This is a genomic window from Elioraea thermophila (ex Habib et al. 2022) (assembly GCF_003336755.1).
Taxonomy (GTDB): Bacteria; Pseudomonadota; Alphaproteobacteria; order Acetobacterales; family Acetobacteraceae; genus Elioraea; species Elioraea thermophila.
The window spans coordinates 117,874-141,213 of sequence record NZ_KZ851831.1; the positions used below are offsets into that span (position 1 = coordinate 117,874).

A 23,340-nucleotide genomic window follows, 5' to 3' on the forward strand; every position below is an offset into this window, starting at 1 on the left:
CGGGAGCGGAAGTTTTCGCACCCCTCACCGCGCTCCGGCCCCCGCCTCGGATGACCGCCGCCGCGTGACGTGACCGCGGCGTCGATCCTCCGGCCGGGCCGCGCGCCCAAGCCCCGGAGGATCGAGCCCATGACCAAGACCCTGCTTGGTGCGGCCACGCTGACACCCGACGCGGCCGCCGCCCTCCACCCCGCCGATCTCGCCGCGCTGCTCGAACGCCGCGCGCCGAAGGAAGCCTGGGCCATCCTCGCCGCGCTTCCCCTTGCCCGGCGCGCCGAGACCTTCGGCTACCTCGAGGCCGCGACCCAGGTCGCGATCGCGGCCGAGGCCGATCTGCGCGCGCTCGCCGAGCTTCTCGCCGCGATGGACGCCGACGAGCGCGCGGACTTCTGGACCGCGCTGGACGAGGGGCTGCGCGAGAAACTCTCGCCCGCTCTTGCCGCCGCCGAACGCGAGGACATCCGCCGCCTCGCCTCCTATCCGCCCGGCACCGCCGGCGCGGTGATGACGAGCGAGTACGCGACCCTGCGGCCGGAGATGACGGCCCGCGAGGCGATCGAGGCGCTGCGCGCCCAGGCGGCGAGCAAGGAGACGATCGCCGTCGCCTACGTGCTCTCGCCGCAACGCCGCCTGCTCGGCACCGTCGCGCTCGAGGACTTGGTCGTCGCCCGCGCCGAGGAACGCGTCGAAGCGTTGATGCGGCGCGACCCGCCCTTCGTGCGCGCCGACGACGACGCCGAGGAGGCGGCGCGACTGATCGCGCGCTACGACCTGCCGGCGATTCCGGTGATCAACGGCGGGGAGATGATGGTCGGCATCGTCACCGCCGACGACGCGATGGACGTCGCCGAGATCGAGGCCACCGAGGACATCCAGAAGGCGGGCGGCACTTCGGGCCTCGTCGTCTCCCTGCGCGACGCCTCGATCGGCCTGCTGTATCGCAAGCGCATCTCCTGGCTGATCGTGCTCGTCTTCGCCAACATCTTCTCCGGTGCCGGCATCGCCGCCTTCGAGGACGTGATCGCGGCCAATGTCGCCCTCGTCTTCTTCCTGCCCCTGCTCATCGATTCGGGCGGCAATGCGGGCAGCCAGTCGGCCACGCTGATGGTGCGCGCACTGGCCACCGGCGATGCGCAGCTCTCCGACTGGGCGCGGATGATGGGGCGGGAGATGGCTGTCGCCGCCCTGCTCGGCGGCACCATGGCGCTCGTCGTGTCGCTCATCGGCCTGGTGCGGGCGGGGCCCGAGATCGCGCTCGTGGTCGCACTCACCATGGTCTGCACGGTGATGGTGGGTTCGCTCATCGGCCTCTCGCTGCCCGTGCTGCTCTCCAGGTTCGGCTTCGACCCCGCGACCGCCTCCGCCCCACTGATCACCACCATCGCCGACGTCTCGGGGGTGCTGATCTATTTCGCGATCGCCTCCGCGCTCCTGGTCGGGTGATCGCGATGCGCGCGCAACGAACGAGGGAGGCCGGCATGGACGAGGGAAGTAGACGCACGGGGGCCGCCCGCGTGGCCAGGGGCGGCCCCCGCATGATCGCACTGGCCGACGCAGCAACCCGCCGAGACCGCCCGGAACGCGGCTGAGCCCTTGCGTCTCCGCCCGGGTGCGCTCGGCCCGAAGACGGAGACGCAACGATGATCCGCCCGCTCGAGAAGTCCGTCCTGACCGACTTCATCGCGCGCAAGGATGAGGAGTCCGTGCGTGCGGCACTGAAGCCCTACCACCCCTTCGACATCGCCAACCTGATCCCGGAGCTCGCGCCCGACCACCAGGTCGCGGTTCTGCTCGCCTTGCCGGCAAAGCGCCAGGCACAGGTCTTCGGCTACCTCGACGCCGAGGAACAGCTGACCATCGTGCGCGCGCTGTCGCGCGAGGACCTTGGCCGCCTTTTCGCCGACATGGACCCGGACGAGCGCGCCGACCTCTACAAGCGCCTGCCCGAGGCGGTGCGCGAGGCGATCCTGCCCGGGCTCGCCGCGGCCGAGCGCGAGGACGTGCGCAAGCTCGCCGCCTACCCCGAAGGTACGGTGGGGTCGGTGATGACCTCGGCCTACGCCACCCTGCCCGCAGACATCACGGTGGGCGAGGCGATCGCGCGCCTTCGCCGTGAGGCACCGAACCGCGAGACCATCTACGACGCCTATGTCGTCGACGACGCGCGCCGCATGGTCGGCGTGGTGTCGCTGCGCGACCTGTTGATGGCCTCGGACGAGACGAAGGTTGCCGAGGTGATGCGGCGCGAGGTGGTGAAGGTGGCGGCGGAGGCACCCCGCGCGGAGGCGGTGCGGCTGATTCGCGAGTACGACCTGATCGCCCTGCCCGTGATCAACGGCGGCGGCGTGATGGTCGGCATCGTCACCATCGACGACGCGATGGACGTGGCGGAGCGCGAGGAGCTCGAGCGGGTGCAGAAGTTCGGCGGCACGATCGCGCTCGGCGGCCCCGACATCGACCTGCTGAACTCGCCGTTCAAGCGCATCTACGGCGCCCGCCTGTTCTAGCTCGCGTTGCTCACCGTGTTCGGCCTGGTGACAAGCCATTTCGTCACCGCGCAGGAGGAACTGCTCGACAAGGCGATCGTGCTCGCCGCCTTCATCGCCCCCATCATCGACATGGGCGGCAACACCGGCAGCCAGACCGCGACCATGGTGATCCGGGCCATGGCGCTCGGCCAGGTCGCGCTGCGCTGGCGCGACTTTTTCACGGTGCTGAAGCGGGACTTGCCGGTAGCCGTCGCGCTCGGCGTCTCCATCGCGGTGCTCGAGGCGGTGCTGGCGTGGACGACGAAGGGTATCGGCTGGGACGTCGTCGCCGTGGTCGGGCTCTCCATGCTCGCTTGCACGGTGCTGGGCAGCCTGTTCGGCATTCTGCTTCCCTTCGCCGCGCGCGCGATCAGGCAGGACCCGGCCACGTTGTCGTCGCCGGTCATCACCTCGGTGATGGATCTCGTCGGCGTGTTCATCTACTTCGGCATCGCCTGGGCATTCCTCGGCCACCTCTTCGTCGATTGAACCCTGTGGGCGGCGCGGCGTGCGCCGCCCGCCCGCTTTGCACGGAGATCCGACCATGCGTGCCACGATCGGCGCTTTCGTTCTCCTCCTCACGCCTGTTTTTCTGTTCGTTCCGCTGCAAGCCCAGGCCGGCGCCTTCGCCGTCGACGACGCCACCATTGGCACGCCGGGCGAAGTGTCGCTTGACCTCGTCGCCGGCGTCTCGGTGAACCGCGCGCGTGAACGCGTGTTCGCCGCCACACCGGCGTACACGCTGCAAGCGATCCCGCTTCAGCTCAGCCTCGAGTTCGCACGCGAGGGGCTTGCGCGCGGCGACGAAGGGCCGAAGCGTCGCTTCTGGGGAACGGCCCTCGCCCCCGAGGCGAAGCTTCGCCTGCTCGATCTCGACGCGCACGGCCGCATCGGCCTCGCCGTCGCGACGGGCTTCTCGTGGCGCGCCTCGCTGCAGAGGCCCGGGCCGACTGAAGACGAGGACGAGGTGCCGCGTTTCCGCCGCCTCGAGAGCATCTCCGGGCTGGGCATCACGTCGTTCCGCCTCGTCGAGAGGGTCACGCTGAACCTCAACGCGGGGTTGGAGCGGGATCGCGCGGAAGGCCGGACGCAACCGCTCTGGGGTGTGGGTGCGGCCTGGGTCGCGCTGCCGGAGACGCCGCTCGGCACGACGACGCTGATCGCCGAGGCGAGCGGGACGGATCGCGGTCGTGCTGCGCTGCAGGCGGGGCTCAGGCAGACCCTGTGGGACGACAGGGTCGACCTCGATCTCGTTGTCGGGCGCAACCTGAGCGACGAGCGCGCCACCTGGCTCGTCTTCGGCGTCGCGGGCCGGTTCTGACCATGGGGCGATGGCGTGGCGGGAGGCGGCGTGTCGTGCCGTCGCCCGCGCCAGGCTCCGCGTCGCGGAGGCGATCCTGGACCTTGCGATCGTGCTGTTGGAAGGGCGAGTGATCGGCCCGGTCGGCGGGTTGCGGCTTGCGCACCTCGCCGGCCGCGTGGCCGGGCTGCCGAAGCGATTGCGCGCGCCCGCCCGCCTTGGGCAAGGAGCGGAAGTCACGCTGCCGGGCCGGGAGAAGAACGGTGATCGAACTCCATGAGGTGATGCTGCGCCTGACGGTGGCACTCGCACTCGGTGCGGTAATCGGCGCCGAACGGCAGTGGCGGCAGCGCATGGCGGGGCTGCGCACCAATGCGCTGGTCGCCCTCGGCGCGGCGTCGTTCACCGTGTTCGGCCTCGTCACGCCGGGCGATGCATCGCCGACGCGAGTCGCCGCCCAGGTCGTGTCGGGGATCGGCTTCCTCGGCGCCGGCGTCATCCTGCGCGAGGGGCTGAACGTGCGGGGGTTGAACACCGCCGCCACGCTGTGGTGTTCGGCCGCGGTCGGCGTGTTCGCCGGCGCGGGCGCCCTGCTCCCCGCCGCAGGCGCGACGCTGCTCGTCGTGCTCGGCAACCTCTTCCTTCGCCCGCTCGTGCGGCTGATCGACCGCCAGCCACAAGCGGGCTCGGAGGTCGACCACCATTACGTCGTCGAACTCGTCTGCAAGTCCTCGAAGGAGGCGCACATCCGCGCGCTGCTGTTGCAGGCGGTGGCGGCCTCGGATGTGCGGCTGCGTCGCCTCGAGAGCCAGGACCTCGGCGCGGCGGCGGAAGGGGCGGCGGAGCGCGTGGCGGTGACGGCGGAGATCGTCGCGCCGGGGCGGCGCGAGGCCTGGCTTGAGGAGCTGGTCGGGCGGATTTCGCTCGAGCCCTCGGTGAGCCGGGCGGGGTGGACGGAGAAGCGCGGCGAAGGCGGGTGAGTGGGCCGTGGCGCTTCGCCCCTTTGCCACCTTACCCCTTTGGCGCTTTCGCACTTTGGCGCTTTGGGCCGTCGCCCGGCCGCGCCGGTTCGGGCCTTGCGTCATGGAGGCTACGCCGCCCGCATACCGGAACCGGACGCACGCAGGGCTCAACGCCACACGACGACGCGACGCGCGGCTTCCCCCATCTTCACCCAGGCCTCGCCGCGACCGAGCGTGGCCACATTCGCCCCTTTCCCGAACAGTCGCTCCACCGATTTGGCCTTCGCGTTGGTCTGGAAGGAGAGGATGAGCCCCATGTCGGCGAGGAAGTCGGCGTCGGCGGCATCGAAATCGTCCGGCCGCTGGCTGATCAGCATCACAGCCCCACCGCGTGAGCGGGAGACACGGAGAAGGTGACCGACAGCGCCGAGGTGGGTTTCGAGAACGTTGTGGGCCTCGTCGATGACGAACATGACCCTGAGCGCCCGGTTGCCCTCGGCGTCGGCCGGCGCATCGCCAAGCTCGCTGAGATGCCGGTTCAGGGCCTCCGCGATCAGGGTGACCACGCTGACGCGAACGCTCTGTGACAACGCGTCCGGCAACTGGATGATCCAGGAGCGTCGGAAGAACTCCGCCGGCGAGAGGCTCGGCTCGAACAAGGGCAAGCGGCAGAGTCCGTCCAGAGTGTTCGTCGCGCCGTCCGGATTACGGCCTTGCTCATCATACAGAGCACGCAATGAATTCCGCACGTGCTCCAGCGTGCATGGCACGTGGGCACGGAGCGCTCGCTCAGCCGCCTCCACGAAAAGGTTTTTCTGAGTGGGGCCGAAGCCGGAGCCCTTCAGCGCACTCAGCATGTCGCAGAGCTTCTGGGCGGCAATGGTGATCTCGTTCTGGCTCCGGTCGGAAAGGTGCAGGACATCGAGGGGGATCGGCGCCGTTCGCGGCGACACGACACTGGCACCGAGCAGGCGGTCGAGAGCCTTGTCCGGCTGCGTGAGGTCGGCCTTGAGGTCGAAGACGATGACCGGCACGCCCGTGGCTTCGTGAAGGGCACGCAGGAGGGTGATGGCGGTCGTCGTCTTGCCTTTGCCGGAGGCGCCCATCAGAGCGGAATGAGGGGCGCTGCCCTTGGCGTTCACCGCCCACACCACCCTCTCGCCCGTTGCCGCATCCTCACCGATCGGGACCGAGACGGCCGCCGGAACGCTCGTCCTGTCGAGCCCAACGCCGCCTCGGGAAGTATATCCTTCCGCAGGAAGACGCGCCAACTCAGCGAGCTTGGCGACGAAGGTGCTGAGATCCCCCTTCGCGTCTTCCCAATCCTGCATCAGCAGGGTGGCACCACGCCCCCAATGCCGGGCGATCAATTTCTTGAAGTCGGCAAGGGTGAGATCGTCTTTCCCCGCTGCCTCCGACACGATTGCCAGCCACGCCGCCGCATCGGCAGTGTCGCGGAACAGTTGCTGGCCCCTGATCGGGGTGGCGGGATCGTCTTCGCCATCTTCCTGCGGCGGCGAGTCAGGGAGCGAGAGGGAGCGCGCGATGGCCAAGCGGGCGGCGAAATAGCGGTGCTTGTAACCGAAACGACGCAGCAGCTCGGAGCATTTGGCGTCGGCCGCCCGTGTCGTCTGGTATTGCGCGCCCAAAACGTCGACGACGGTGATGGCCATGGGTTCCCCCATCAAAGAGACACCGGCTTGATTGTCGTGACCGGAACGCCACCGTCCTGCAGCACCTCGAGGTCGTAGGCGGCGAGGATCCGGTCGCGGATCGCCTCAAGCTTGTCGTCGACCACCTCTTCGTCGGTGGAGAGCAGGATCACCTGGCCCGGACGGTCGGTGAACGTCTTCAGCACGCCGAGGCGTTGCTCCCTGCTCAGGCGCGCCAACGGTGTATCGACGATGAACGGGAAACGGTAGCCGCTGACCTGAGTTACCGCGTAGATCAACGCCTGGGTGAACACCTGGCTGCCGCCAGCGGATTTCTCGATTTCATGGAGATCTTCGCCGGTCTCGGAGAGCATGCGCACTTGGCAGTCAGGGCTGATTTCGATGCGCTGCACGCGATCGGACATGTGCGCCATGGCTTTCCAGGCCTTCGTCATGGCCTCGGCGATGGTGCCGACCTGCGTCGGAACGGCCTCCTTCAGGATGGCCTCGATCAGAGCGATGACCCGTTCCGCGCGTTCCGCTTGCCGGATCGCCGGCTTTCCCTGCCCGATGCGGTCCGTGTATCGGCCGAGTTCCTGGCGTTTGGCGGCGAGTTTCCCCTCAAGGGAGACGAGTTCGCGCTCCGCCGCTCCACGTTCGGCGCTGAGGCGCCCGACTTCCTGGCTGATCTCCTTGAGCCGCTCGCTGACCCTCTGTGCCTCGGGGGCGTGCGGTTCGATGGCCAAGCGTTCGCGTTTCTTGGCCTCGGCCGCATCCTGGTTGGTGCGAATGGTGAGCAGAAGCTCTTCCAAATCCGCCGCCGAACGAGCACCAACCGTGATCAATCGGTCGATGGCCTGCTGGCGAACTGCGCCCATCAGGCCGGCGAACCGATAGGAGTCGGCACAGCCTTCCGGCGCAGGATGCCAGAGTGCTTCCCACGCCTCGCGCACCAGCGACAGCACGGCTTCTCGCTTCGGCTCCTCGAGCGGAGGTGTCAATTGGTCCAGTCCCTCGCGAAGGCGCGCCAGATAGCGTTCCAGATTGGCGCTTCCCTGCGTCTTCCCCGCCTCCCAAGCTTCGCGCAGCTCCTCGGCACGCAGTCGCGCCAACGTCCTAGCGCGCAAATCGGGGCCCGCGAGTGCGAGAGCGATCTCCTCGTTGAGGAGCTTGATCAGCGCCTCAGTCGCATCGCTTGCCGCCGCACGAAATCGCTCCTCGTCCCTCGTCAAGTCCGACACCATGGCGACCGTAATCTCCCGACCGCCAAACTGCTGGACGAGTTGGTCCTGTTCGCGCTCGAGCGCGGGAAGCAAGGTATCCGCGTGTTGGATGATCTCCTTCTTGACCCTGATCTCGTCGAGAAGCCTTTCGATCTCCGCTTCGACCGCATGCACTGTCTCATCGGACGGGAGCGCGGCACTCTTGCGGCGTGCATCGGCGTATTTGCCGAGGGACTCCTTGAGGCTTTCCAAGACAGGCAAACCAAGGAGACCCTTGATCGCCGCCTCAACCTGCTTCGCCATCGCTTTCGCCGCATATCGTTGGACCTGTTCGCCATCGAACAGAAAGAATTCCGCCAGGCTCGGGGGGATGAATGTTTGCGCGATGAACTCGCGGAACCACTGATCCACATCGTTGACGATGGCGGGCGGCGCGACAGGGATCCGTTTCGCCCCCTCGTAGATCAACAACTCGTCGCTGTAAGTCTTGTGTTTTCATTCGGGCGTGAAGTGCCAGCGTCGCTTCAGTTCGATCGGCTCACCATCGTCGTCCACGAACTCGAGGCTGACGCCGCAGCTCTGTCGCCCCTGGGCGATTGCCCGTCGGTGTAGCGTCCCTTCCAAGAACTGGCTGTAGGTCAAGGCAAGCTTGTCCGTCGCTCCGTCGCCCGCGACCACCTTGGCGCGCGGCAAAAGCGGTAGGCCGTCGCGACCGTAGAGGCCGAGCGTGACCGCCTCGAAAAACGACGTCTTGCCGTGTTCGTTTGGGGCGCGGATCAAAATGACGTTGCGTTTGCCCTCGGGCACGGGGAATTCGAAGCGGGCGTGGCGATAGGATCGCCAGTCGAACAATTCGACCGCTGTCAAATGCATCAGCCGCCCTCCTTCTCGACCTCGATCTCTTCGAGGATCCGGTCGAACTCCTCCCAAAGCCCCTTCTTCTTTTTCTTCCCCTGTTGATCGAGTTCGGCTTCGACCAGCTCCTCAAAAGCAGCGAAGCGGACCCCGGCCTCGCGGCACTTTCGGGCGACGAGCCTGCGCCCCTCCTCGGTGCCTAACAGAACGACCGAATGTCTCGGCATCAGCTCGCTCTCCTCCCAGCCCGATCATGCATGGGCGGCCCTTTGCAAGGTTTGCAGCGCATCCTCCGCCCAGATGCGGCGGATGCGGGCGATCTCGTCCGCGCTGATCAGTTCCCGCCCCACTTCCGCCTGCAGGGCGAGCAGGCGGGAGAGGATCTCGGCCCGCGTGGCCAGCGTGAACGGGCCCGGAATGAAGGTGCCGTTCGCCGCCACCGTCATCCGCCCGTCGCGCCGCCGCGCCAGCCGCCGTGTGGGATCGTTGCGGATGGAGGCGAGCCAGTCGCGGAACGCGATCAGCGGCGCGAACTCGGCGAAGCCTGCTTCGACGAACCCCTCCAGCGAGCGGTCCTTCTCCACCACGGTGCAGGTCCAGCAGCCGAAGCGGGGCGAGGTGGTGCCGCAGGAGGGCGCATCGTCGAGCGAGGTGACGACCGGGCACTCGCCGCCGCCGGCGTCGCGATAGAGCTGGATCAAGGCGCGGTGGCTGCCGCCCCAGGGTGGCGGGTTGGTGGCGAGGAACTCCCACACGTCGTCGGTGGAAAGCTCGACGATCGGGCGGAACACCAGGCAGCCCTTCAGATCGTTGTGGCGGTTGAGCCGCCGCCCGTTGTCGTAGCGCGCGACGGAGCCCGCGCGCGTGGCACTCTCGTCCCGCCGCACGCCAAGAAGCAGGATCACCTCGCCCGAGGCCGCCACCTGGTCGCGCACGTAGCGCGAGGTGGGCTGAATCTTCATGCGGTCCGTACACCAGCGGAACGAGCGGTTCGGCGTGGGGTAGCCGCGCCCGATCAGGTTCACCCAGAAGGTTGCGTCCGGATCGGGCCGGGTGGTGACCACATGCACCGGCAGCCGCCAGGCCTCGACGGCGCGGCGCATCTCCGCCTGCACGGCGGCGATGTGCGCCATCACGAGCGGGGATTCGACCAGGGTGTCGTTGGCGACGATGTGCACCGCGCGACGGCGTTCGTCGGGCGCGAGCGAGAGGAGGAGATCGAAGACGAGATGGGCGACGAGGGTGCTGTCCTTGCCGCCAGAGAAGCCGACGATCCAGGGAAAGCCGTGGGGTTCGAGGTATTCCGCGCGCAACTCCGCGCGGATGGCGCTCACCCGCGCCTCGAGCGGGGCCTCAGCGGGGGGGGGGGGGGGGGGGCGGGNGGGGGCTCGCGACTCGCGCGGCAAGCGCAAGATGGGAGGCGGAAGCGGCATCCGCCCGGCCGCGACGGCGACGCGTCCGACTTTGACGCGCTCAGCCCGCGCCGCGCGGGCCGGCCCACTCCCTGAGGTCGGCCTCCTGGCGCAGGCGAAGGCGACGGAACTCGACGCCGGCGAAGACGTCCTCGAGATCGGGCGCGCGGTCCTTGGCGATGGGTAGGCTGGTGCGCGCCTCCTCGGCGAAGCGCAGCCGCATCGCGTCGCCGGCGTTCAGGTAGGCCTCGTCCCACCAGGCGAGGATGGCGTCTTTCGCCGCGGCGAGCGTGGCGGCGGCAACGAGGCGTTCGCGCTTCTCGCGCTGGTTCAGCGTGCGGTGCGCCGGCAGGAGGTTCCAGAGGTCGTTGCAGGCCCAGGCCGAGAAGGGCAGGCAGTGATCGATGTCGAGCACGCCGGGAGCGAGGCGGCGCCCGCTCCAGACGCAGCGAATGGCCGCGCCGCCCGCGAGGCGCTGTTCGGCGAGGCTGCGCACGAAGGCGGTGTCGCGCTCGGGCTCCGTCCAGCGGAGCGCGGACAGCACCTCGTCGGCCGCGACGATGCGCCCGGCGCGTTCGGCGTAGCCGCGCGTCAGCCGCACCCATTCGGCGATGAGCATCGGCTCGATCCAGGCCCCCATGCGCATCAGCGCCTGCCAGACAGGAAGCGGCACGCGCAGCGTGCCGTAGTCCCAGAGCGTCTCCTCGGTGAGCGCGAAGGTCGCGCGCCGGGGCGCGAGCCGGCCATAGACGGCGGGAAACACCGGCACGTCGTTGGCGTAGGTGAGGTGACGCGCGGGCATCTGCGCGATCGTCTTCGCCGCATCCCCCAGCGCCTGACGCAGCGCCTCGCCCGCCTCAGCCGCGAACTGGGCACCGAGGCGGAGGTCGAACGGGGCAAGGGGGGCGAGGGCGGCGAAAGCCTCGGTGACGAAGGCGGGCTTCATGCCGAGACGCTCCGGCATCTGCGGCAGCCCGCGCTCGATCAGCGGCTTGAACAGGCGGATCCAGTTCAGCGCGACGAGGCCCAAGGGGAGCTCCACGTCGTCGCCCGCCTCGCGCGCGACATTGGCCGAAGCATCGGCGATGCGCGCGATCGCGCGCAGAAGCGCGAGCTTGTAGGTGGCGGCCTTCTCCTGGCGCAGGATCACCCCGCGCAACAGCGGCAAGGCACCCGAGCCGTCCTCCGGCAGGTCGAGCACGACGGTCTGCCAGCGCACGTCGGGGCGGCCGCCACGGTCCTCGCGCCGCTCCGTCGCCATCCGCAGCGCGAGCCCGAACTCGAGCCCGAGCCGCTCCACCTCGTGCGCATCCACCGGCCACATCGGACGGTCGGGCGGGGCGGGGCCGTGGCGGAGCGTGAGCACCATCCGCCCGCCCGGCTTCAGCAGCGTGGCCAGCCGACGCATGGCCCGCCGACGCTCCTCGGACGGGACATGCATCCAGACCCCCGAAAGCCAGACGAGGTCGAACGCAAGGCCGAGGCGATGGACGACGGCGAGCGCGGGGAGGCGGTCGTCGAGCCAGCGGATGGCGGGGTGCGGATGGAGGCGCGCCGCCTCGCCGCGCATCGCGGAGGCGGGTTCGACCGCGATCACCTCGAAGCCGCGCGCGGCGAACCAGGCGGCATCGCGCCCGGACCCCGCACCGACATCGAGCACGAGCCCGGGCGGGGCGGGGAGAAAGGGGATGGCGTCGGCGTGGATGTCGGCGAAGCCGAAGGCCTCGTAGGCCTCGGTGAACTCGCGGAAGCCGCGCTGGTAGGGCCCGATCGTGTCCGACACGGCGGGGCGGAACAATACAACAAGATGGGGAAAGGGCCGATGGGCCCTTTCCCCAAACCCCTATCCCGCGAGCCGGGCCTCGATCGCGTCCCAGATCGCGCGCTCGAGATGCACGCCGTCGAACCGCGCCACCTCCTGCAGCCCCGTGGGCGAAGTGACGTTGATCTCGGTGAGATAGCCGCCAATGACGTCGATGCCGACGAAGATCAGCCCCCGCTCGCGCAGCGCGGGGCCAAGACGGGCGCAGATCTCGCGCTCGCGGTCGGTGAGCGTCGTCTTCTCCGCCCGTCCTCCCACGTGCAGGTTCGATCGCGCCTCGCCCTCGGGTGGAATGCGGTTGATCGCCCCCATCGGCTCGCCATCGACCAGGATGATGCGCTTGTCGCCCTCGCGCACCTCGGGCACGTAGCGCTGGATGACGAGCGGTTCGCGCGACCGTTCGGTGAACAGCTCGAACAGCGCGTTGAAGTTCATGTCGTCGGCGCGGAGGAGAAACACGCCCGCGCCGCCGTTGCCGTAGAGCGGCTTGAGGATGACGTCGCCGTGCTCGCGCCGGAAGGCCTGGATCTGATCGCGATCGGCCGAGATCAGGGTGGGCGGCATGAGGTCGAGGAAATGGGTGACGAAGAGCTTTTCGGGCGCGTTCCGAACCGAGACCGGATCGTTCACCACGAGGGTCTTGGGGTGGATGTGCTCGAGGATGTGGGTGGCGGTGATGTAGGCCATGTCGAAGGGCGGGTCCTGGCGCATCAGCACCACGTCCATCGACGCGAGGTCGAGTTCGGTCCAGGGCCCGAAGGTGTAGTGGTTGCCCTTCTCCCGCCTGAGCGTCAGCGGCCGGGCGCGCGCCACCACGCGTCCGCCCGACAGCGAGAGATGGCGCGGCAGGTAGTGCCAGAGGCTGTGGCCGCGCGCCTGCGCCTCGAGCCCGAGCACGAAGGTGGAGTCGGCGTCGATGTCGATCGTCTCGATCGGATCCATCTGGATCGCGACCGCAAGCTCACGGCTCATGCCTGGCGCCTCCTTGCTGGCGGCGGGATGGAACACGGCGGGCGGCCGGCCCGCAAGCGGTGGCGGCTCACGCGCCGCTGTGGTGCGGCCCGACGCGCGGCCGCCTACAACGCGACCCATGAATCGTCGTTTCCTTCTCGCCGGCCTCGCCGCGCTTCCCGCCGGCACGCTCGCCGCGCAGCAGAACCGTGCCCCCGCCCCGCCCGGAGCCACGCCGCCGCGGCGCACCGAGCCTCCCCCCGAGACGGCGCCCGCGCCCCTCTCCGCCGCCGACCGGGCCGAACTGGCGCGCCTCGAAGCCTACTTGGACGGCATCCGCACGCTCACCGCCCGCTTCGTGCAGGTCGATGCCCGCGGCGGCACCGCCACTGGGCGGCTTTGGCTCGCGCGCCCCGGCCGCATGCGCTTCGAGTACGACCCGCCGAGCCCGATCCTGCTCGTCGCCGACGGACGCTTCGTCATCTTTCACGATCGTTCCGTGATGCAGACGAGCCACATTCCGCTCGGCTCCACGCCGCTGTCGCTGTTGCTCGCCGAGCGGATCCGTCTCGACGATGGGGAGGCGCAGACCGTTCGCCTGAGCCGCGGCGAAGGGCTCATTCAAGCAACCTTGATCCGCCGCGGCCGTGCGCACGAGGGCTCGCTTCTCCTCGTCTTCACCGACCCCCCACTCGCGCTCCGCCAGTGGCTGGTGACGGACGCGCAACGGCAGACCGTGCGCGTCACGCTGCTCGACGTCGAGATCGGCGGTCGGTTCGATCCCAACCTGTTCCGCTTCATCGATCCGCGTTTCTTCGCTCCTCCCTCCGGCAACTGAAGGGGACGCCTCACAGCCCCTTCCAGGCGCGGAACCAAGCGACGAAGCGCGGGATGCCCTCCTCCAGGGTGGTGGTCGGGGCGAAGCCGAAATCCTCCGCCGCCCGACGGATGTCGGCGAAGGTTTCGGGGGCATCGGCGCGGGGTTTCGGTGCGGTCTCGCGGATGGCGGCCCTGCCCAAGGCGCGCTCCAGGAGCGAGACCAGACGCTCGACCGGCTCGGCGCGGTGGTTGCCGAGGTTGTAGAGCCGGTGCGGCGCCCCCCCCGGCTCCTCGGGCCGTGCGGCGACCGCCGGCCCGGCGTCGAGCGCGCCGATGAGGCCCGCCACGATGTCCTCGATCCAGGTGAAATCGCGCTTGAGCACGCCGTCCGCGTAGACCGTGATCGGCCGCCCCGCGGCGATCGCCTCGGCGAAGGAGAAATAGGCCATGTCGGGCCGCCCCCAAGGGCCATAGACGGTGAAGAAGCGAAGCCCCGTGCAGGGCAGGCCATGCAGGTGCGCATAGGCCTGGGCGATCAGTTCCGCGCCCCGCTTGGACGCCGCATAGAGATTGAGCGGCCGCTCCACCGCGTCCGTCTCGGCGAAGGGGACCTTACCGTTGCCGCCGTAGACCGAGGAGGAGGAGGCGTACAGCACGTGCGACAGCCGCGGCAGGCGTCGCGCCAGTTCCAGCACCGTCACCTGGCCCTTCAGGTTGGCCTCGGCATAGGCGAACGGATCGCGCTCGGCATAGCGTACGCCGGCCTGCGCGCCGAGATGGACGATGCGATCGATCGCAGGATGCATCTCGGCAAGCGCCAGCACCGCGGCCTGGTCGGCGAGATCGCCGCGCACGAAGGCGAAACCGGGTTGCTGCTCAAGGATGGCGAGCCGCGCCGCCTTCAGTGCGGGATCGTAATAGGCGTTCAGGTTGTCGAAGCCGACCACGCGCTCGCCGCGTTCGAGCAGGACACGCGCGAGATGGAAGCCGATGAAGCCGGCGCAACCGGTGACGAGGATGGTCATGGCGGGCGCGATAGCCGCCGCGCGTGCAAGCCGCAAGGATCGCTCTGCCGGATGGCTCGCGCTAGGCCGCCGCCAGCGCCCTCTCGCCCTCCATTTGCCGGCGCAGCCGCACCACCGGATCCGCTTCGTCAAGGATCACGTCGCCGCCGCGCACCGTCTCGCCGGCCCGTACCGGCCGGCGCAGCGCGACCCCGTGGGCGAGCCCGATCGGCAGCGCCCCCTCGCGCAGCGATCGCTCCGCCGGCACGCACTTGCCCCAGACCATGAACCCACCCTCGCCATCCAGCACCTCGCCGGGTACGAGGTCGCGTTTGGCCACGGCCACCACGTCGGCGCGCCAAGCCTCCGGTGCTCCGGTCGGTTCCCGGCGCAAGGCGGCGGAGGCAACGGAGACGCCGAGCTCGAGCCCGATCAAATGAAACGGCCGATAGAGCGCGGCGTAGCGGCCGGAGGGATCGGTGACGAGGCCATACTCGGCGAAGCAGGCGCGCACGTACTCCGTCTCAGCCTCGAACACGACATACACGCCCCAACGCAGGTCGCGGAACACCGCCCGCCCATCCCGTTCCAAGGACGACACGACCTCGACCATGCCGGACCGCTCGAGTGCGCCACCCGCCGCGCGCGGGCGCAGCACGCGCGGAAGATCATCGACCCCGCACGGCGGAAACCGAAGCCCTTCCTCCGGCGCGGCCAGCCCGGTCGCGTTGGCCACCGCCGCCATCTCGATCGCGCTCTTCGTGCCGTCGAGGAAGGAGTTGAACATGCGCGGGTTCATCCCGCCCGCCAACGCCCTTCGGGAATCGATACCGTAATGGTGCCAGACCGTCTCCGGCGTGGAGGCGTGATACTCCGGCAGATACTTCGTGCCCTTGCCGGCGGCGACGACGCTGAACCCGGAGGCACGCACGGTATCGACCAGTTCGCAGATCAGCGCCGGCTGGTCGCCGTAGGCAAGGGAGTAGACGACGCCCGCGCTTCGTGCCCGCTCGGCGAGCACGGGGCCGACCAGCACGTCGGCCTCGACATTGACCATCACCACGTGCTTGCCGGCCTCGATCGCGGCGAGCGCGTGCAGCGCGCCGGCCTTGGGGTCGCCCGTCGCCTCAACCACCACCTCCACTTCGGGATGCGCGAGGACCGTGTCGACGTTCTCGGTGAGCAGCGTGCGCCCCTCGCGGGCGTCGGCCGGTGAACGCACAACCCGCCCCGGCTCCCAGCCGATCTTGCGGAGCATGTCTTCGGCGCGCGCCAAGTCGCGATCCGCGATCGCCCGCACCGCAAGGCCCGGCGTGCGCGGCACCTGGGCGAGGAACATGGAGGCGAACTTGCCGCAGCCGATCAGCCCCACCCCGACGGGCAGGCCCTTCTCGGCACGGCGGCGCAACAGACGATGGAGGTTCATCGACGTCTCCCCCGACGCTGGCGCCGAGCCTATCGCCGCCCAAGCCCTTTCGCCAGACGATGGAGCCGCCGACTGCACTACGGTGATGTTCCGCCCGTTCCTCGACGGGAGCGTCGCCGAGCGCGAAGGTGCGGCGTTTCGTGGACAGCGCCCTGCCGAAGCTGATCCCTCGGCCCGAGCTTCGGGCTGAGCACGATCGGCTCCACGAGGGTCCATGGCAGCATCGGCGTGGTAGGCCCGGCATCTTCACTGCCGCGGTCGTGCCTGGCCGAAGCGCGGGCCGTCGAGGAGCTCGCTCGGCGGCATCAGCTTCGAACGTCATCTGTTCCGGAGCACGATCATTCCGGCCCGACCAGCGGGAGGGCCGTGCTGATGGGGTGCGCGAGGGGCCGATCGGCCCCTCGCCCTTTTCTGACCTTTAGCTTCCTCCCTGTCAGGGGGCCGTGATTGGCGGTCGCGGTCCGAACGGCCAGAGCCAGCGCAGGGTCGGCCTGCCGTCAGGCACCCCGTCGCGCGCGGGCAGGCGGGCGAGGTCGAGCGTGGCGCGGATGGGGCAGTGGTCGGAGAGACGGTTCTCCCAGACCTCGGCGTCGCGTTCGCGATAGACGAGGACGGAGAGACTGTTCGGCACAAACCACATTTGCGCCGCGCCGCCGAGCAGGATGTGGTCGATGAAGGGTCGGCCGCGCCCCCAACAGGGATTCGCTCCCTCCGTGGCGCGCACGAGCGGTGCTGCGGCGGTGAGGATCCGCCAGAAGCCGTCGTCGTCGGCGAGGCGTCGGTTGAAGTCGCCGAGGATGGCGTAGGCCGCTCCTTCGCGTTCGCGGGCTTCGACCCACGTGGCGAGGATTTCGGCCTGCTGGCGAAGCTGCACGCAGGCCGGACGCTGCGGAGCATCGAGGTCGTCGCGCACGCAGCCGCCGCGCAGGTGGATGGAGAGGAGTCGCAGCTCGCGGTTGCCGGCGGTCACGGTGATGTCGGCTCCGCGGCGGAGGGAGAGGCGCGCGTGGGCGACGAGGTCGAGCTCGACGAGGTCGGGGTTCGCCCGCCAGGCAAGCCCGCGGCGGATGGCGAAGCCGGCGCGCTGCACGTCCCGTTCGTCGGCGAAATGGAAGTCGTAGGCGCGGGAGTCGAACACCCGCGCGGCGGCGAGCGGCCCGTCCACCTCCTGCAGCGCGATGACGTCGGCGTTCAGCTCCTCGGCATAGGCGCGGAGGCGACGGAGGTCATCCTCCGTGCGCGGGCGGAACCCCTGCGGCAGGTCCGGGTGGCCGGGCGGTCTGAACGTCAGCCACGCGATGTTCCAGGTGGCGAGGCGAAGCTCGCGCGCCGCGCCCGGCCCGGCGAGCGAAGCGGCAAGCGCGAGCGTCAGGAGAGCGGCGAGGAACCGATGCCCGCGCGTCACGGTAACCACGCCGAGTGCCAGCACGGCGGTGAGGACGACGATGCCGGACGGGATCTCCATCGGCGGGCTCCGGGCGCAGGGGGCGGGGCGGACGCTTCTCTAGCCATTTCTATGGTAGGCGTTGGCCGGGGGCTGGCGAAACCGCCGCCGAGGCCTCGCCTTTTTCGCCCCTCGGGCCCATGTAGGGGCTGTCATCGTCCGAAGTCGGGAGAAGGACGCCATGCGACGCTTCGCGCTCTACACTGCCCTCGCCGCCGCGCTGACGGTCGCCCTCGCCCCCGCCATCGCCGAGGCCCGGGCGGGCCGCGGCGGCAGCATGGGCAGCCGCGGCGCGCAGACCTACACGCCTCCCCCGCCGACGCGCGTGGCTCCGCAGCCCGCCCAACCGGTCCAGCGCTCGACCCAGCCCGCGCCCGCCCCGACGCAGACCCAGCGCCCCGCCACCGCCCCCGGGCCGGCCCAGCCGGGCATGGCGCAGGCGGCACGGCCCGGTTTCGGCACGGCGCTGATGGGCGGACTGCTCGCCGGCGGCCTCCTGGGCCTGATGATGGGCTCCGGCTTCTTCGGCGCGGGCTTCGCGGGCTTCCTCGGCGTGCTGTTGCAGCTCCTGCTGATCGGCGGTCTCGTCTGGCTCGCCTTCCGCCTCTTCCGCTCGATGCGCGGCGGTGCGCCCGCCGCCGCGACGGCCGCCGCCCCCGCGACCTCAGCCTTCGCCCGCTCGCCGATCCCCGATGTCGGCGGTTCCTTCGCCCGCACCGGAGTGGCGGAGGGCGCGATACGCGAGCCGATCGTCGTCACGGAAGCGGATCTTTCCGCCTTCGAGCGCGCCTTGCACGAGGTGCAGGCGGCGTGGAGTGAGGCCGATCGCGACCGTCTGGCCCGCCTCGTCACCCCCGAGATGCTCGGCTACCTCTCGGAGCAGCTGGATGAGGACGCGCGCCGCGGCGTGCGAAACCGCGTGCGCGACCTCGCCTTCGAGGAGGGCGACGTCGCCGAAGCCTGGCGCGAAGGCGCGCGCGAGTACGTCACCGTCGCCATGCGCTACAGCATGGTGGACGAGGACGTGCCGACCGGCGCGCCGGCCTCCGTGCCCGTCACGGCACCGCGCACCACGGCGACCGAGTACTGGACCTTCGTGCGCGTCCAGGGCGGGCCGTGGCTGCTCTCGGCCATCCAGCAGGCGGGGTAGAGAGAAAAGGACAGGCGAGGGGCCGATAGGCCCCTCGCGCACCCCACAAGGGCGGCACTCCGCTGGGGGCGCGGGGGACATGCATGTCCCCCGCAAGATTTCTTTCATGCCACCGGCGCGAGCTGCGAGCGGACGAGTTCGGCGAAGGGCCCGCCCCGTGCGACGAGCTCCGCATACGTACCGCGCTCGAGGATCTTGCCGCGCCCGAACACCAGGATCTCGTCCGCCTCGCGCACGGTGGACAGCCGATGCGCGATGACGAAGGTCGTCCGCCCGCGCATCAGTTCCTTCAGCGCCGCCTGCACCCGCGCTTCGGTCGCGGCATCGAGCGCTGAGGTCGCCTCGTCGAGGATGAGGATGGGGGGGTTCTTCAACAGCGCCCGCGCGATGGCGAGCCGCTGCCTCTGCCCGCCCGAGAGGGTGACGCCGCGCTCGCCCACCATCGTCGCATAGCCCTGCGGCTGACGCAGGATGAAGTCATGCGCCTCGGCGCGGCGGCAGGCGTCCTCGAGCTCGGCGTCCGTCGCATCCGGCTTGCCCACGCGCAAATTGTCGGCGATCGAGCGGTTGAACAGCATCGCCTCTTGGAAGACGACGCCGATCTGCGCCCTGAGCGAGTCGAGGGCGATGTCGCGCAGGTCGATGCCGTCGATGGTGATGCGGCCGGCCTGCGGGTCCCACAACCGCTGCAGGAGCGCCATGGCGGTCGATTTGCCCGCCCCCGTCTCGCCGACGAGCGCGACCGTCCGGCCCGGTTCGACGGTGAAGGAGACGCCGTCCAGCACGGGCGGGCCGCCCGGGTAGGCGAAGCGCACATCCTCGAACGCCACGCGCCCCGCGACGCGCGGCAAGGTGAGCGCGTCCTCGCGCTCCGGCACGTCGGAGCGCGTGTCCATCACCTCGAAGTACTGCGCCACCGCCGGCATCTGCATGAAGAGCGTGGAGACGAACCCCACCGCCTGCTCGAGCCGGCCGATCAGCAGCGTGGCGAAGCCCATGAAGGTGACGATCTCGCCGACGGAGGCGCGGCCCTCAAGATGCAGCGCGGTGCCGAGCACGAAAATCGCGAGCACGGTGAGGGTGGAGGCCGCGCGCGTGGCGACGTTGAGCAGCGCCCACCAGTTGAGCACCGGGAACTGCGCGGCAAGGAGCCGCCGCATCGTGTCGCGGAACAACGCGGCCTCGGCGCCGAGCCGGACGAAGGACTGCACCACGGTGACGTTGGCGAGCGCGTCCGATGCCGTGCCGGCAAGCGAAGCGTGGTAGCCCTCCACCGCGCGCTGGCGTTCCTGGGTGCGGCGGATGACGAAGGCCGAGGCGAGGACGAACAGCACCGCGAGCGCGATCAGCAAGAGCGCGAGCCGCCAATTGAGGAACAGGGTGAGCGGCAACAGCGCGAGCGCGATGACGAACGTCGCGAGATGGTCGCGGAAGAAGCCGAGCCAGACCCAGAACATGTTGTCGGATCCGGCGAGCATGATCTTGAGCAGCCGCCCCGAATGCGCCTCGCCGTGGAAGGAGAGGGGCAGGCGCAGCGCATGCTCGAAGAAGCGGTGCATGGCGGCGAGCCGGTTGCGGTGCGCGAGCCGATCGGCGGTGAGCGCGACCAGGATCGCGCAGGCGATGCCCGACAGCCCGACCGCGGCCCACACCGCGAGCAGAACGAGCGTGTCGGACCACACGGCGGAGGCCTCGCGCCCCGCCGCTTGGGTAAGCGTGTCGATCACGCGCCCGAACAGCAGCGGTTCGGCGAAGGTGAGGGCGGCCAGCAGCACGTTGGCGAGCGCAAGCGCGATCGCGACCCGCTTCTCGGGCGCGAGCAGGCCGAGCACCCGGGCATAGAGGCGGAGGAAGGACATGGCGGGAGGTCTAGCGGGCAAGTCGGGCAGCTCGGAGGCGGAACCGTTTCACCTCCGCTGCGACGAGCCGAAGAGAGCCAGTGCCCGGCTCAGCGCGGCAGGGCGTCGATCTCGCCCGTCACCTCGGCGATCACCGCCCGCCCCGCGAGCCGCGCGGGCAGGCGTGCGGCGGTGGCGCGATCGACCACGTAGGCGATCCAGGCCGGCTCACCGATCGCGTCGCGCCCCTCGCCCACGCCGCGCACGCCTTCGATCGCGAACAGCGCGGCCTCGGCGGCGGCGCGCGCGGCGTCGCTTTCCTGCGGGCGGTACTCGACCGGGCCCATGCCGGCGGCTGAGGGGTCTGGCGAGACGAAAGGTGGCTCGGTTGCCATGGCGCACGCTCCTCGCGGGCGGCGTCGGGGGACGCGGCCCGCCCGGCCGCGCCCCCGCGCCCTCCCGGCGATCCCCGCCGGCTCACACCACCGGCTGGATGTCGAGGGCGCCGAACACGCGACCGATCTTGTTCGCGAACGTAGTGTTGCCGCCGCCCGCGAACAACAGCCCCACCGGGGGACGCGCCGGGGTCCAGGCCCAGACGAGCGATCCCGAATCGCCGGGCTGGCTGAACAGCCCATTGAGGCCGTGGATCGCGATCTGGTCGCGGAAGTTGGCGAAGCGCCCACCGCCGAAGTTCACCCGCAGCGAGGCGTTGACATCGATCACCCGGCCGGAGGTGAGCTGCGTCGTGCGCCCCGATTTGCCGACGATCATGCCGACATGTGCCGCGACCGGCGTGGCACCGACCCGGAAATAGGCGAAGCCCGAGCCCGAACGATAGATGAATTCCTTGCGCACCCGGTCCGGCCAGCACCAGCCGGTGGCGCAGTCGACGTAGTTCGTGCCCGCCGGCGAGAAATCGAGGGGCACCCAGCGTTCCAGGATCGCCACCCGGTCCGCCGGGTCGCGCCCGCCATCGAAGCCACCCGGCTGAATGATGGGGTCGCCCACGCGCGCGTCATTCGAGTTGGCGAGCACGTGGTTGTTGGAGAGCATCAAGAGGCGGTTGAGGCGGTCGCCGGAGCGGCCGCGGGCGAGCATGCCGAGCGTGCCGGCCGTCACCCGCACATGCGCGACCGAGATGCCGCACGGGGCGGGGCGTTCGCGATGGCGGTGGGCGAAGGCGTCGATGATGCCGGTGCGGATCACGTTCACCGGCTCGCCATCCGAGGCAAGCGCGCGGGCGCCGAACTCGTCGACGAGTGCCGCTTTCGCCTCGTCCATCGTCATCGGCTCGGCGACATAGACGTTGAGCACCGGCGCGCCGGGGCCCTTGGAGCCGACGGACTCGAAGTCGCGCATGGCGGGGCCGATGCCCACACCGACGATGTTGTCCGCCCCCTGCAGGGCCTCGCCGGCGGCGTAGGTCTTCAGCCCGCCATTGTCGCGCGCGAACAGCTTCTTCTCGAGCTCCTCCTTCAGCGCGAGCAGGTCGGCATCGACCGCCTCGGCGCCGAAGCCCGCGCCCTCCTCGCCCTGATCGGGGCTGGCGAAACCCTCGGCCTGATCGGTCGGGGTCGGCGGGGGTTCGAACTCGCCCTGTCCCTCGGCGCCCTTGCGGGGCCCGCGTGGTGCCTGTGCCATGGTCGCATCTCCCGTCTTCCTTCGGCCGCACCCATGCGGCCGACGCGGGAGACGCTACCGGGGCGAAACCGTTCCGCGTGTGTTGCGGATCACACGGACCCGTCCTGCGGGTGGCGGGACGAGCGAGCCGCCCGCGCGGCAGCGGCGAAGGCCAGCACCGCAACGATGCCGAGCGCGATCAGCACGGCCTGGACCGGTGCCCAAACACCACCGACGCGTTCGAACAGGGACGCGGCCAGGAGCGGGCCCGCCGCACGGCCGGCGATGGAAGGGGCGGCGAGGGCACCGGCGATCGCGCCGTAGCGTTCGCGCCCGAACAGTTCCGCCGGCAGCGTGCCGCGCACGATGGTGAGGATGCCGCCCGAAGCACCGTAGAGGACCACCGCAACGACGGCGAGCGCCGGGCGGCCGCGCGCGAGCGCCAGAGCGAGCACGGCGAGGGGCTGGGCGGCGGCAGCGGCGACGGCGAGGCGCGAGGGCCGCACGCGCGAAAGGCCGAGGAATTCCAGGATGCGCCCCGCCACCTGGGCGGGGCCGATGAGCGCGGCGACGGCGACGGCGCCTTCCGCTGAGAGCCCCGCCGCCGCGAGCATCGGGATCGCATGCGCCGCCATGGCGGAAAAGAGCACCGCACCCGCGGTGAGGGCGACGGCGACGGCCCAGAACGCGGCGAGGCGCAGCACGCCCCGCAGCGGCTTCGTCGATCCCGCTGACGCCGCCTGCCTCGCCTTCGGCAACAGCGCGAGATGGAGGGGCGCGGCGAGGAGGAGCATGGCGCCGGCCCAGAGGCGGCAGACGCCGCGCCAACCGAGGCCCGGCAACAGGGCGGCACTCGCCGGCCAAGCGACGGTGGAGGCAAGCCCCCCCGCGAAGGTGAGCAGCGTGATCGCCCGCCTCGCCTCCTCGCGCGTGCGCGCGGCGGCGGTGAGCGTGGCGAAGGCAGGCTCGTACTGGGTCATCGCCATCGCCACCCCGACCAGGCACCAGGCGGCGAGGAACCAGGCCGGGCTCGGCGCGAGCGAGACAAGGGCGAGCCCCGCGGCGGAGAGCCCCGCCCCCGCTGTCATCACCGCCCGCCCGCCCGCGCGATCGACCAGCACGCCGACGGGGAAGGAGGCGAGACCCTGCAGGACGAGGGCGGCCGAGTAGGCGGAGAAGATCGCGCTCACCGACCAGCCCTCGTCGCGCGCGATCGCCGGTGCGAGCACGGCGATGGCGTAGGTCTGCGCCCCCCAGGCGAGGATTTGCGTGACGGAGAGGGCGGCGACCGCGCGCGCGAGACGAAACTCCATCCGCCCGAGCCTAGGCCC

At 70.3% G+C, this 23,340-nt stretch carries 22 protein-coding genes; 8 read left to right on the forward strand and 14 right to left on the reverse strand.

Translation table 11 applies throughout. From position 1 onward, the window contains the following. Positions 1 to 129: 129 nt before the first annotated feature. The 6 genes from mgtE to DWB05_RS00555 all read left to right on the forward strand — a co-directional run bounded on the left by mgtE (position 130) and on the right by DWB05_RS00555 (position 4,808). Positions 130 to 1,443 (forward strand): magnesium transporter, encoded by a 1,314-nt coding sequence (gene mgtE / locus DWB05_RS00535; protein WP_114373885.1) that lies wholly within the window; start codon positions 130 to 132, stop codon positions 1,441 to 1,443. 197 nt (positions 1,444 to 1,640) lie between these two features. Then, entirely contained in the window at positions 1,641 to 2,507 is an 867-nt protein-coding gene (locus DWB05_RS14770; protein WP_198669008.1) for a magnesium transporter, read from the forward strand. 27 nt (positions 2,508 to 2,534) lie between these two features. After that, complete coding sequence (locus DWB05_RS14775; protein ID WP_198669009.1) at positions 2,535 to 3,017, forward strand: magnesium transporter; 483 nt, start codon at positions 2,535 to 2,537, stop codon at positions 3,015 to 3,017. 55 nt (positions 3,018 to 3,072) lie between these two features. Then, positions 3,073 to 3,849, forward strand: coding sequence for a PA4824 family protein (locus DWB05_RS00545; protein WP_114373890.1), 777 nt, complete (start codon positions 3,073 to 3,075; stop codon positions 3,847 to 3,849). Positions 3,850 to 3,859: 10 nt separating this feature from the next. After that, entirely contained in the window at positions 3,860 to 4,108 is a 249-nt protein-coding gene (locus DWB05_RS00550) for a hypothetical protein (protein ID WP_114373893.1), read from the forward strand. Beyond that, a complete protein-coding gene (locus DWB05_RS00555) occupies positions 4,092 to 4,808 on the forward strand; it encodes an MgtC/SapB family protein (protein ID WP_232818333.1) in 717 nt (238 codons plus the stop codon). Before DWB05_RS00550 ends, DWB05_RS00555 begins: the two co-directional genes overlap by 17 nt. A 149-nt stretch (positions 4,809 to 4,957) precedes the next feature. Here DWB05_RS00555 and DWB05_RS00560 read toward each other — a convergent pair whose 3' ends face one another. From DWB05_RS00560 to gshB, 7 genes are all read right to left on the reverse strand, one after another. Continuing rightward, positions 4,958 to 6,463, reverse strand: a complete 1,506-nt coding sequence (locus DWB05_RS00560) for an ATP-binding protein (protein ID WP_198669010.1) — start codon at positions 6,461 to 6,463, stop codon at positions 4,958 to 4,960. Between the two features lie 11 nt (positions 6,464 to 6,474). Further along, on the reverse strand, positions 6,475 to 8,133 hold the full coding sequence (locus DWB05_RS00565; RefSeq protein ID WP_114373900.1) for a hypothetical protein: 1,659 nt from the start codon (positions 8,131 to 8,133) through the stop codon (positions 6,475 to 6,477). Positions 8,134 to 8,160: 27 nt separating this feature from the next. Then, entirely contained in the window at positions 8,161 to 8,538 is a 378-nt protein-coding gene (locus DWB05_RS00570; RefSeq protein ID WP_114373902.1) for an AAA family ATPase, read from the reverse strand. Further along, complete coding sequence (locus DWB05_RS00575) at positions 8,538 to 8,747, reverse strand: hypothetical protein (RefSeq protein ID WP_114373905.1); 210 nt, start codon at positions 8,745 to 8,747, stop codon at positions 8,538 to 8,540. The genes DWB05_RS00570 and DWB05_RS00575 overlap by 1 nt, the downstream gene beginning before the upstream one ends. 24 nt (positions 8,748 to 8,771) lie before the next feature. After that, positions 8,772 to 9,854, reverse strand: coding sequence for a DNA phosphorothioation system sulfurtransferase DndC (dndC, locus tag DWB05_RS00580; RefSeq protein ID WP_157967012.1), 1,083 nt, complete (start codon positions 9,852 to 9,854; stop codon positions 8,772 to 8,774). Positions 9,855 to 9,993: 139 nt separating this feature from the next. After that, positions 9,994 to 11,715 carry a class I SAM-dependent methyltransferase gene (locus DWB05_RS00585; protein WP_198669011.1) on the reverse strand — a complete coding sequence of 574 codons (1,722 nt, stop codon included), beginning with the start codon at positions 11,713 to 11,715 and terminating at the stop codon, positions 9,994 to 9,996. Between the two features lie 60 nt (positions 11,716 to 11,775). After that, on the reverse strand, positions 11,776 to 12,726 hold the full coding sequence (gshB, locus tag DWB05_RS00590; RefSeq protein WP_114373914.1) for a glutathione synthase: 951 nt from the start codon (positions 12,724 to 12,726) through the stop codon (positions 11,776 to 11,778). A gap of 118 nt (positions 12,727 to 12,844) precedes the next feature. Here gshB and DWB05_RS00595 point away from each other — a divergent pair, with 118 nt between their 5' ends. After that, positions 12,845 to 13,543, forward strand: coding sequence for a LolA family protein (locus tag DWB05_RS00595; RefSeq protein WP_114373917.1), 699 nt, complete (start codon positions 12,845 to 12,847; stop codon positions 13,541 to 13,543). A 10-nt stretch (positions 13,544 to 13,553) separates the two neighbouring features. On the opposite strand, the gene DWB05_RS00600 is transcribed toward DWB05_RS00595, so the two are convergent. The 3 genes from DWB05_RS00600 to DWB05_RS00610 form a co-directional block, all read right to left on the reverse strand. After that, the gene (locus DWB05_RS00600; protein WP_114373919.1) at positions 13,554 to 14,549 is read right to left on the reverse strand and encodes an NAD-dependent epimerase/dehydratase family protein; all 996 of its coding nucleotides are present in this window, start codon (positions 14,547 to 14,549) and stop codon (positions 13,554 to 13,556) included. Between the two features lie 61 nt (positions 14,550 to 14,610). Next, positions 14,611 to 15,954, reverse strand: a complete 1,344-nt coding sequence (locus tag DWB05_RS00605; protein WP_114373921.1) for an NAD(P)H-dependent oxidoreductase — start codon at positions 15,952 to 15,954, stop codon at positions 14,611 to 14,613. A 433-nt stretch (positions 15,955 to 16,387) separates the two neighbouring features. Continuing rightward, positions 16,388 to 17,419, reverse strand: coding sequence for an endonuclease/exonuclease/phosphatase family protein (locus tag DWB05_RS00610; protein ID WP_114373924.1), 1,032 nt, complete (start codon positions 17,417 to 17,419; stop codon positions 16,388 to 16,390). Positions 17,420 to 17,579: 160 nt separating this feature from the next. Between DWB05_RS00610 and DWB05_RS00615 the strand changes: the two genes are divergently transcribed. Continuing rightward, on the forward strand, positions 17,580 to 18,548 hold the full coding sequence (locus DWB05_RS00615; protein ID WP_114373927.1) for a TIM44-like domain-containing protein: 969 nt from the start codon (positions 17,580 to 17,582) through the stop codon (positions 18,546 to 18,548). A 104-nt stretch (positions 18,549 to 18,652) separates the two neighbouring features. Here DWB05_RS00615 and DWB05_RS00620 read toward each other — a convergent pair whose 3' ends face one another. The 4 genes from DWB05_RS00620 to DWB05_RS00635 form a co-directional block, all read right to left on the reverse strand. Next, positions 18,653 to 20,407, reverse strand: a complete 1,755-nt coding sequence (locus DWB05_RS00620) for a glucan ABC transporter ATP-binding protein/ permease (RefSeq protein WP_114373930.1) — start codon at positions 20,405 to 20,407, stop codon at positions 18,653 to 18,655. A gap of 89 nt (positions 20,408 to 20,496) precedes the next feature. After that, on the reverse strand, positions 20,497 to 20,781 hold the full coding sequence (locus tag DWB05_RS00625; protein ID WP_114373933.1) for a hypothetical protein: 285 nt from the start codon (positions 20,779 to 20,781) through the stop codon (positions 20,497 to 20,499). A gap of 82 nt (positions 20,782 to 20,863) precedes the next feature. Next, complete coding sequence (locus DWB05_RS00630; protein WP_114373936.1) at positions 20,864 to 22,030, reverse strand: chymotrypsin family serine protease; 1,167 nt, start codon at positions 22,028 to 22,030, stop codon at positions 20,864 to 20,866. A gap of 89 nt (positions 22,031 to 22,119) precedes the next feature. Continuing rightward, positions 22,120 to 23,322 (reverse strand): MFS transporter, encoded by a 1,203-nt coding sequence (locus DWB05_RS00635; RefSeq protein WP_114373939.1) that lies wholly within the window; start codon positions 23,320 to 23,322, stop codon positions 22,120 to 22,122. Positions 23,323 to 23,340: the final 18 nt, after the last annotated feature.

Excerpts from the sequence above, each read along its gene's own strand:
- mgtE (WP_114373885.1), top strand. The coding sequence starts at position 130 with ATGACCAAGACCCTGCTTGGTGCGGCCACGCTGACACCCGACGCGGCC.
- DWB05_RS14770 (WP_198669008.1), top strand. The coding sequence starts at position 1,641 with ATGATCCGCCCGCTCGAGAAGTCCGTCCTGACCGACTTCATCGCGCGC.
- DWB05_RS00545 (WP_114373890.1), top strand. The coding sequence starts at position 3,073 with ATGCGTGCCACGATCGGCGCTTTCGTTCTCCTCCTCACGCCTGTTTTT.
- DWB05_RS00550 (WP_114373893.1), top strand. The coding sequence starts at position 3,860 with ATGGCGTGGCGGGAGGCGGCGTGTCGTGCCGTCGCCCGCGCCAGGCTC.
- DWB05_RS00560 (WP_198669010.1), bottom strand. The coding sequence starts at position 6,463 with ATGGCCATCACCGTCGTCGACGTTTTGGGCGCGCAATACCAGACGACA.
- DWB05_RS00570 (WP_114373902.1), bottom strand. The coding sequence starts at position 8,538 with ATGCATTTGACAGCGGTCGAATTGTTCGACTGGCGATCCTATCGCCAC.
- DWB05_RS00575 (WP_114373905.1), bottom strand. The coding sequence starts at position 8,747 with ATGCCGAGACATTCGGTCGTTCTGTTAGGCACCGAGGAGGGGCGCAGG.
- gshB (WP_114373914.1), bottom strand. The coding sequence starts at position 12,726 with ATGAGCCGTGAGCTTGCGGTCGCGATCCAGATGGATCCGATCGAGACG.
- DWB05_RS00595 (WP_114373917.1), top strand. The coding sequence starts at position 12,845 with ATGAATCGTCGTTTCCTTCTCGCCGGCCTCGCCGCGCTTCCCGCCGGC.
- DWB05_RS00600 (WP_114373919.1), bottom strand. The coding sequence starts at position 14,549 with ATGACCATCCTCGTCACCGGTTGCGCCGGCTTCATCGGCTTCCATCTC.
- DWB05_RS00605 (WP_114373921.1), bottom strand. The coding sequence starts at position 15,954 with ATGAACCTCCATCGTCTGTTGCGCCGCCGTGCCGAGAAGGGCCTGCCC.
- DWB05_RS00610 (WP_114373924.1), bottom strand. The coding sequence starts at position 17,419 with ATGGAGATCCCGTCCGGCATCGTCGTCCTCACCGCCGTGCTGGCACTC.
- DWB05_RS00615 (WP_114373927.1), top strand. The coding sequence starts at position 17,580 with ATGCGACGCTTCGCGCTCTACACTGCCCTCGCCGCCGCGCTGACGGTC.
- DWB05_RS00620 (WP_114373930.1), bottom strand. The coding sequence starts at position 20,407 with ATGTCCTTCCTCCGCCTCTATGCCCGGGTGCTCGGCCTGCTCGCGCCC.
- DWB05_RS00625 (WP_114373933.1), bottom strand. The coding sequence starts at position 20,781 with ATGGCAACCGAGCCACCTTTCGTCTCGCCAGACCCCTCAGCCGCCGGC.
- DWB05_RS00630 (WP_114373936.1), bottom strand. The coding sequence starts at position 22,030 with ATGGCACAGGCACCACGCGGGCCCCGCAAGGGCGCCGAGGGACAGGGC.
- DWB05_RS00635 (WP_114373939.1), bottom strand. The coding sequence starts at position 23,322 with ATGGAGTTTCGTCTCGCGCGCGCGGTCGCCGCCCTCTCCGTCACGCAA.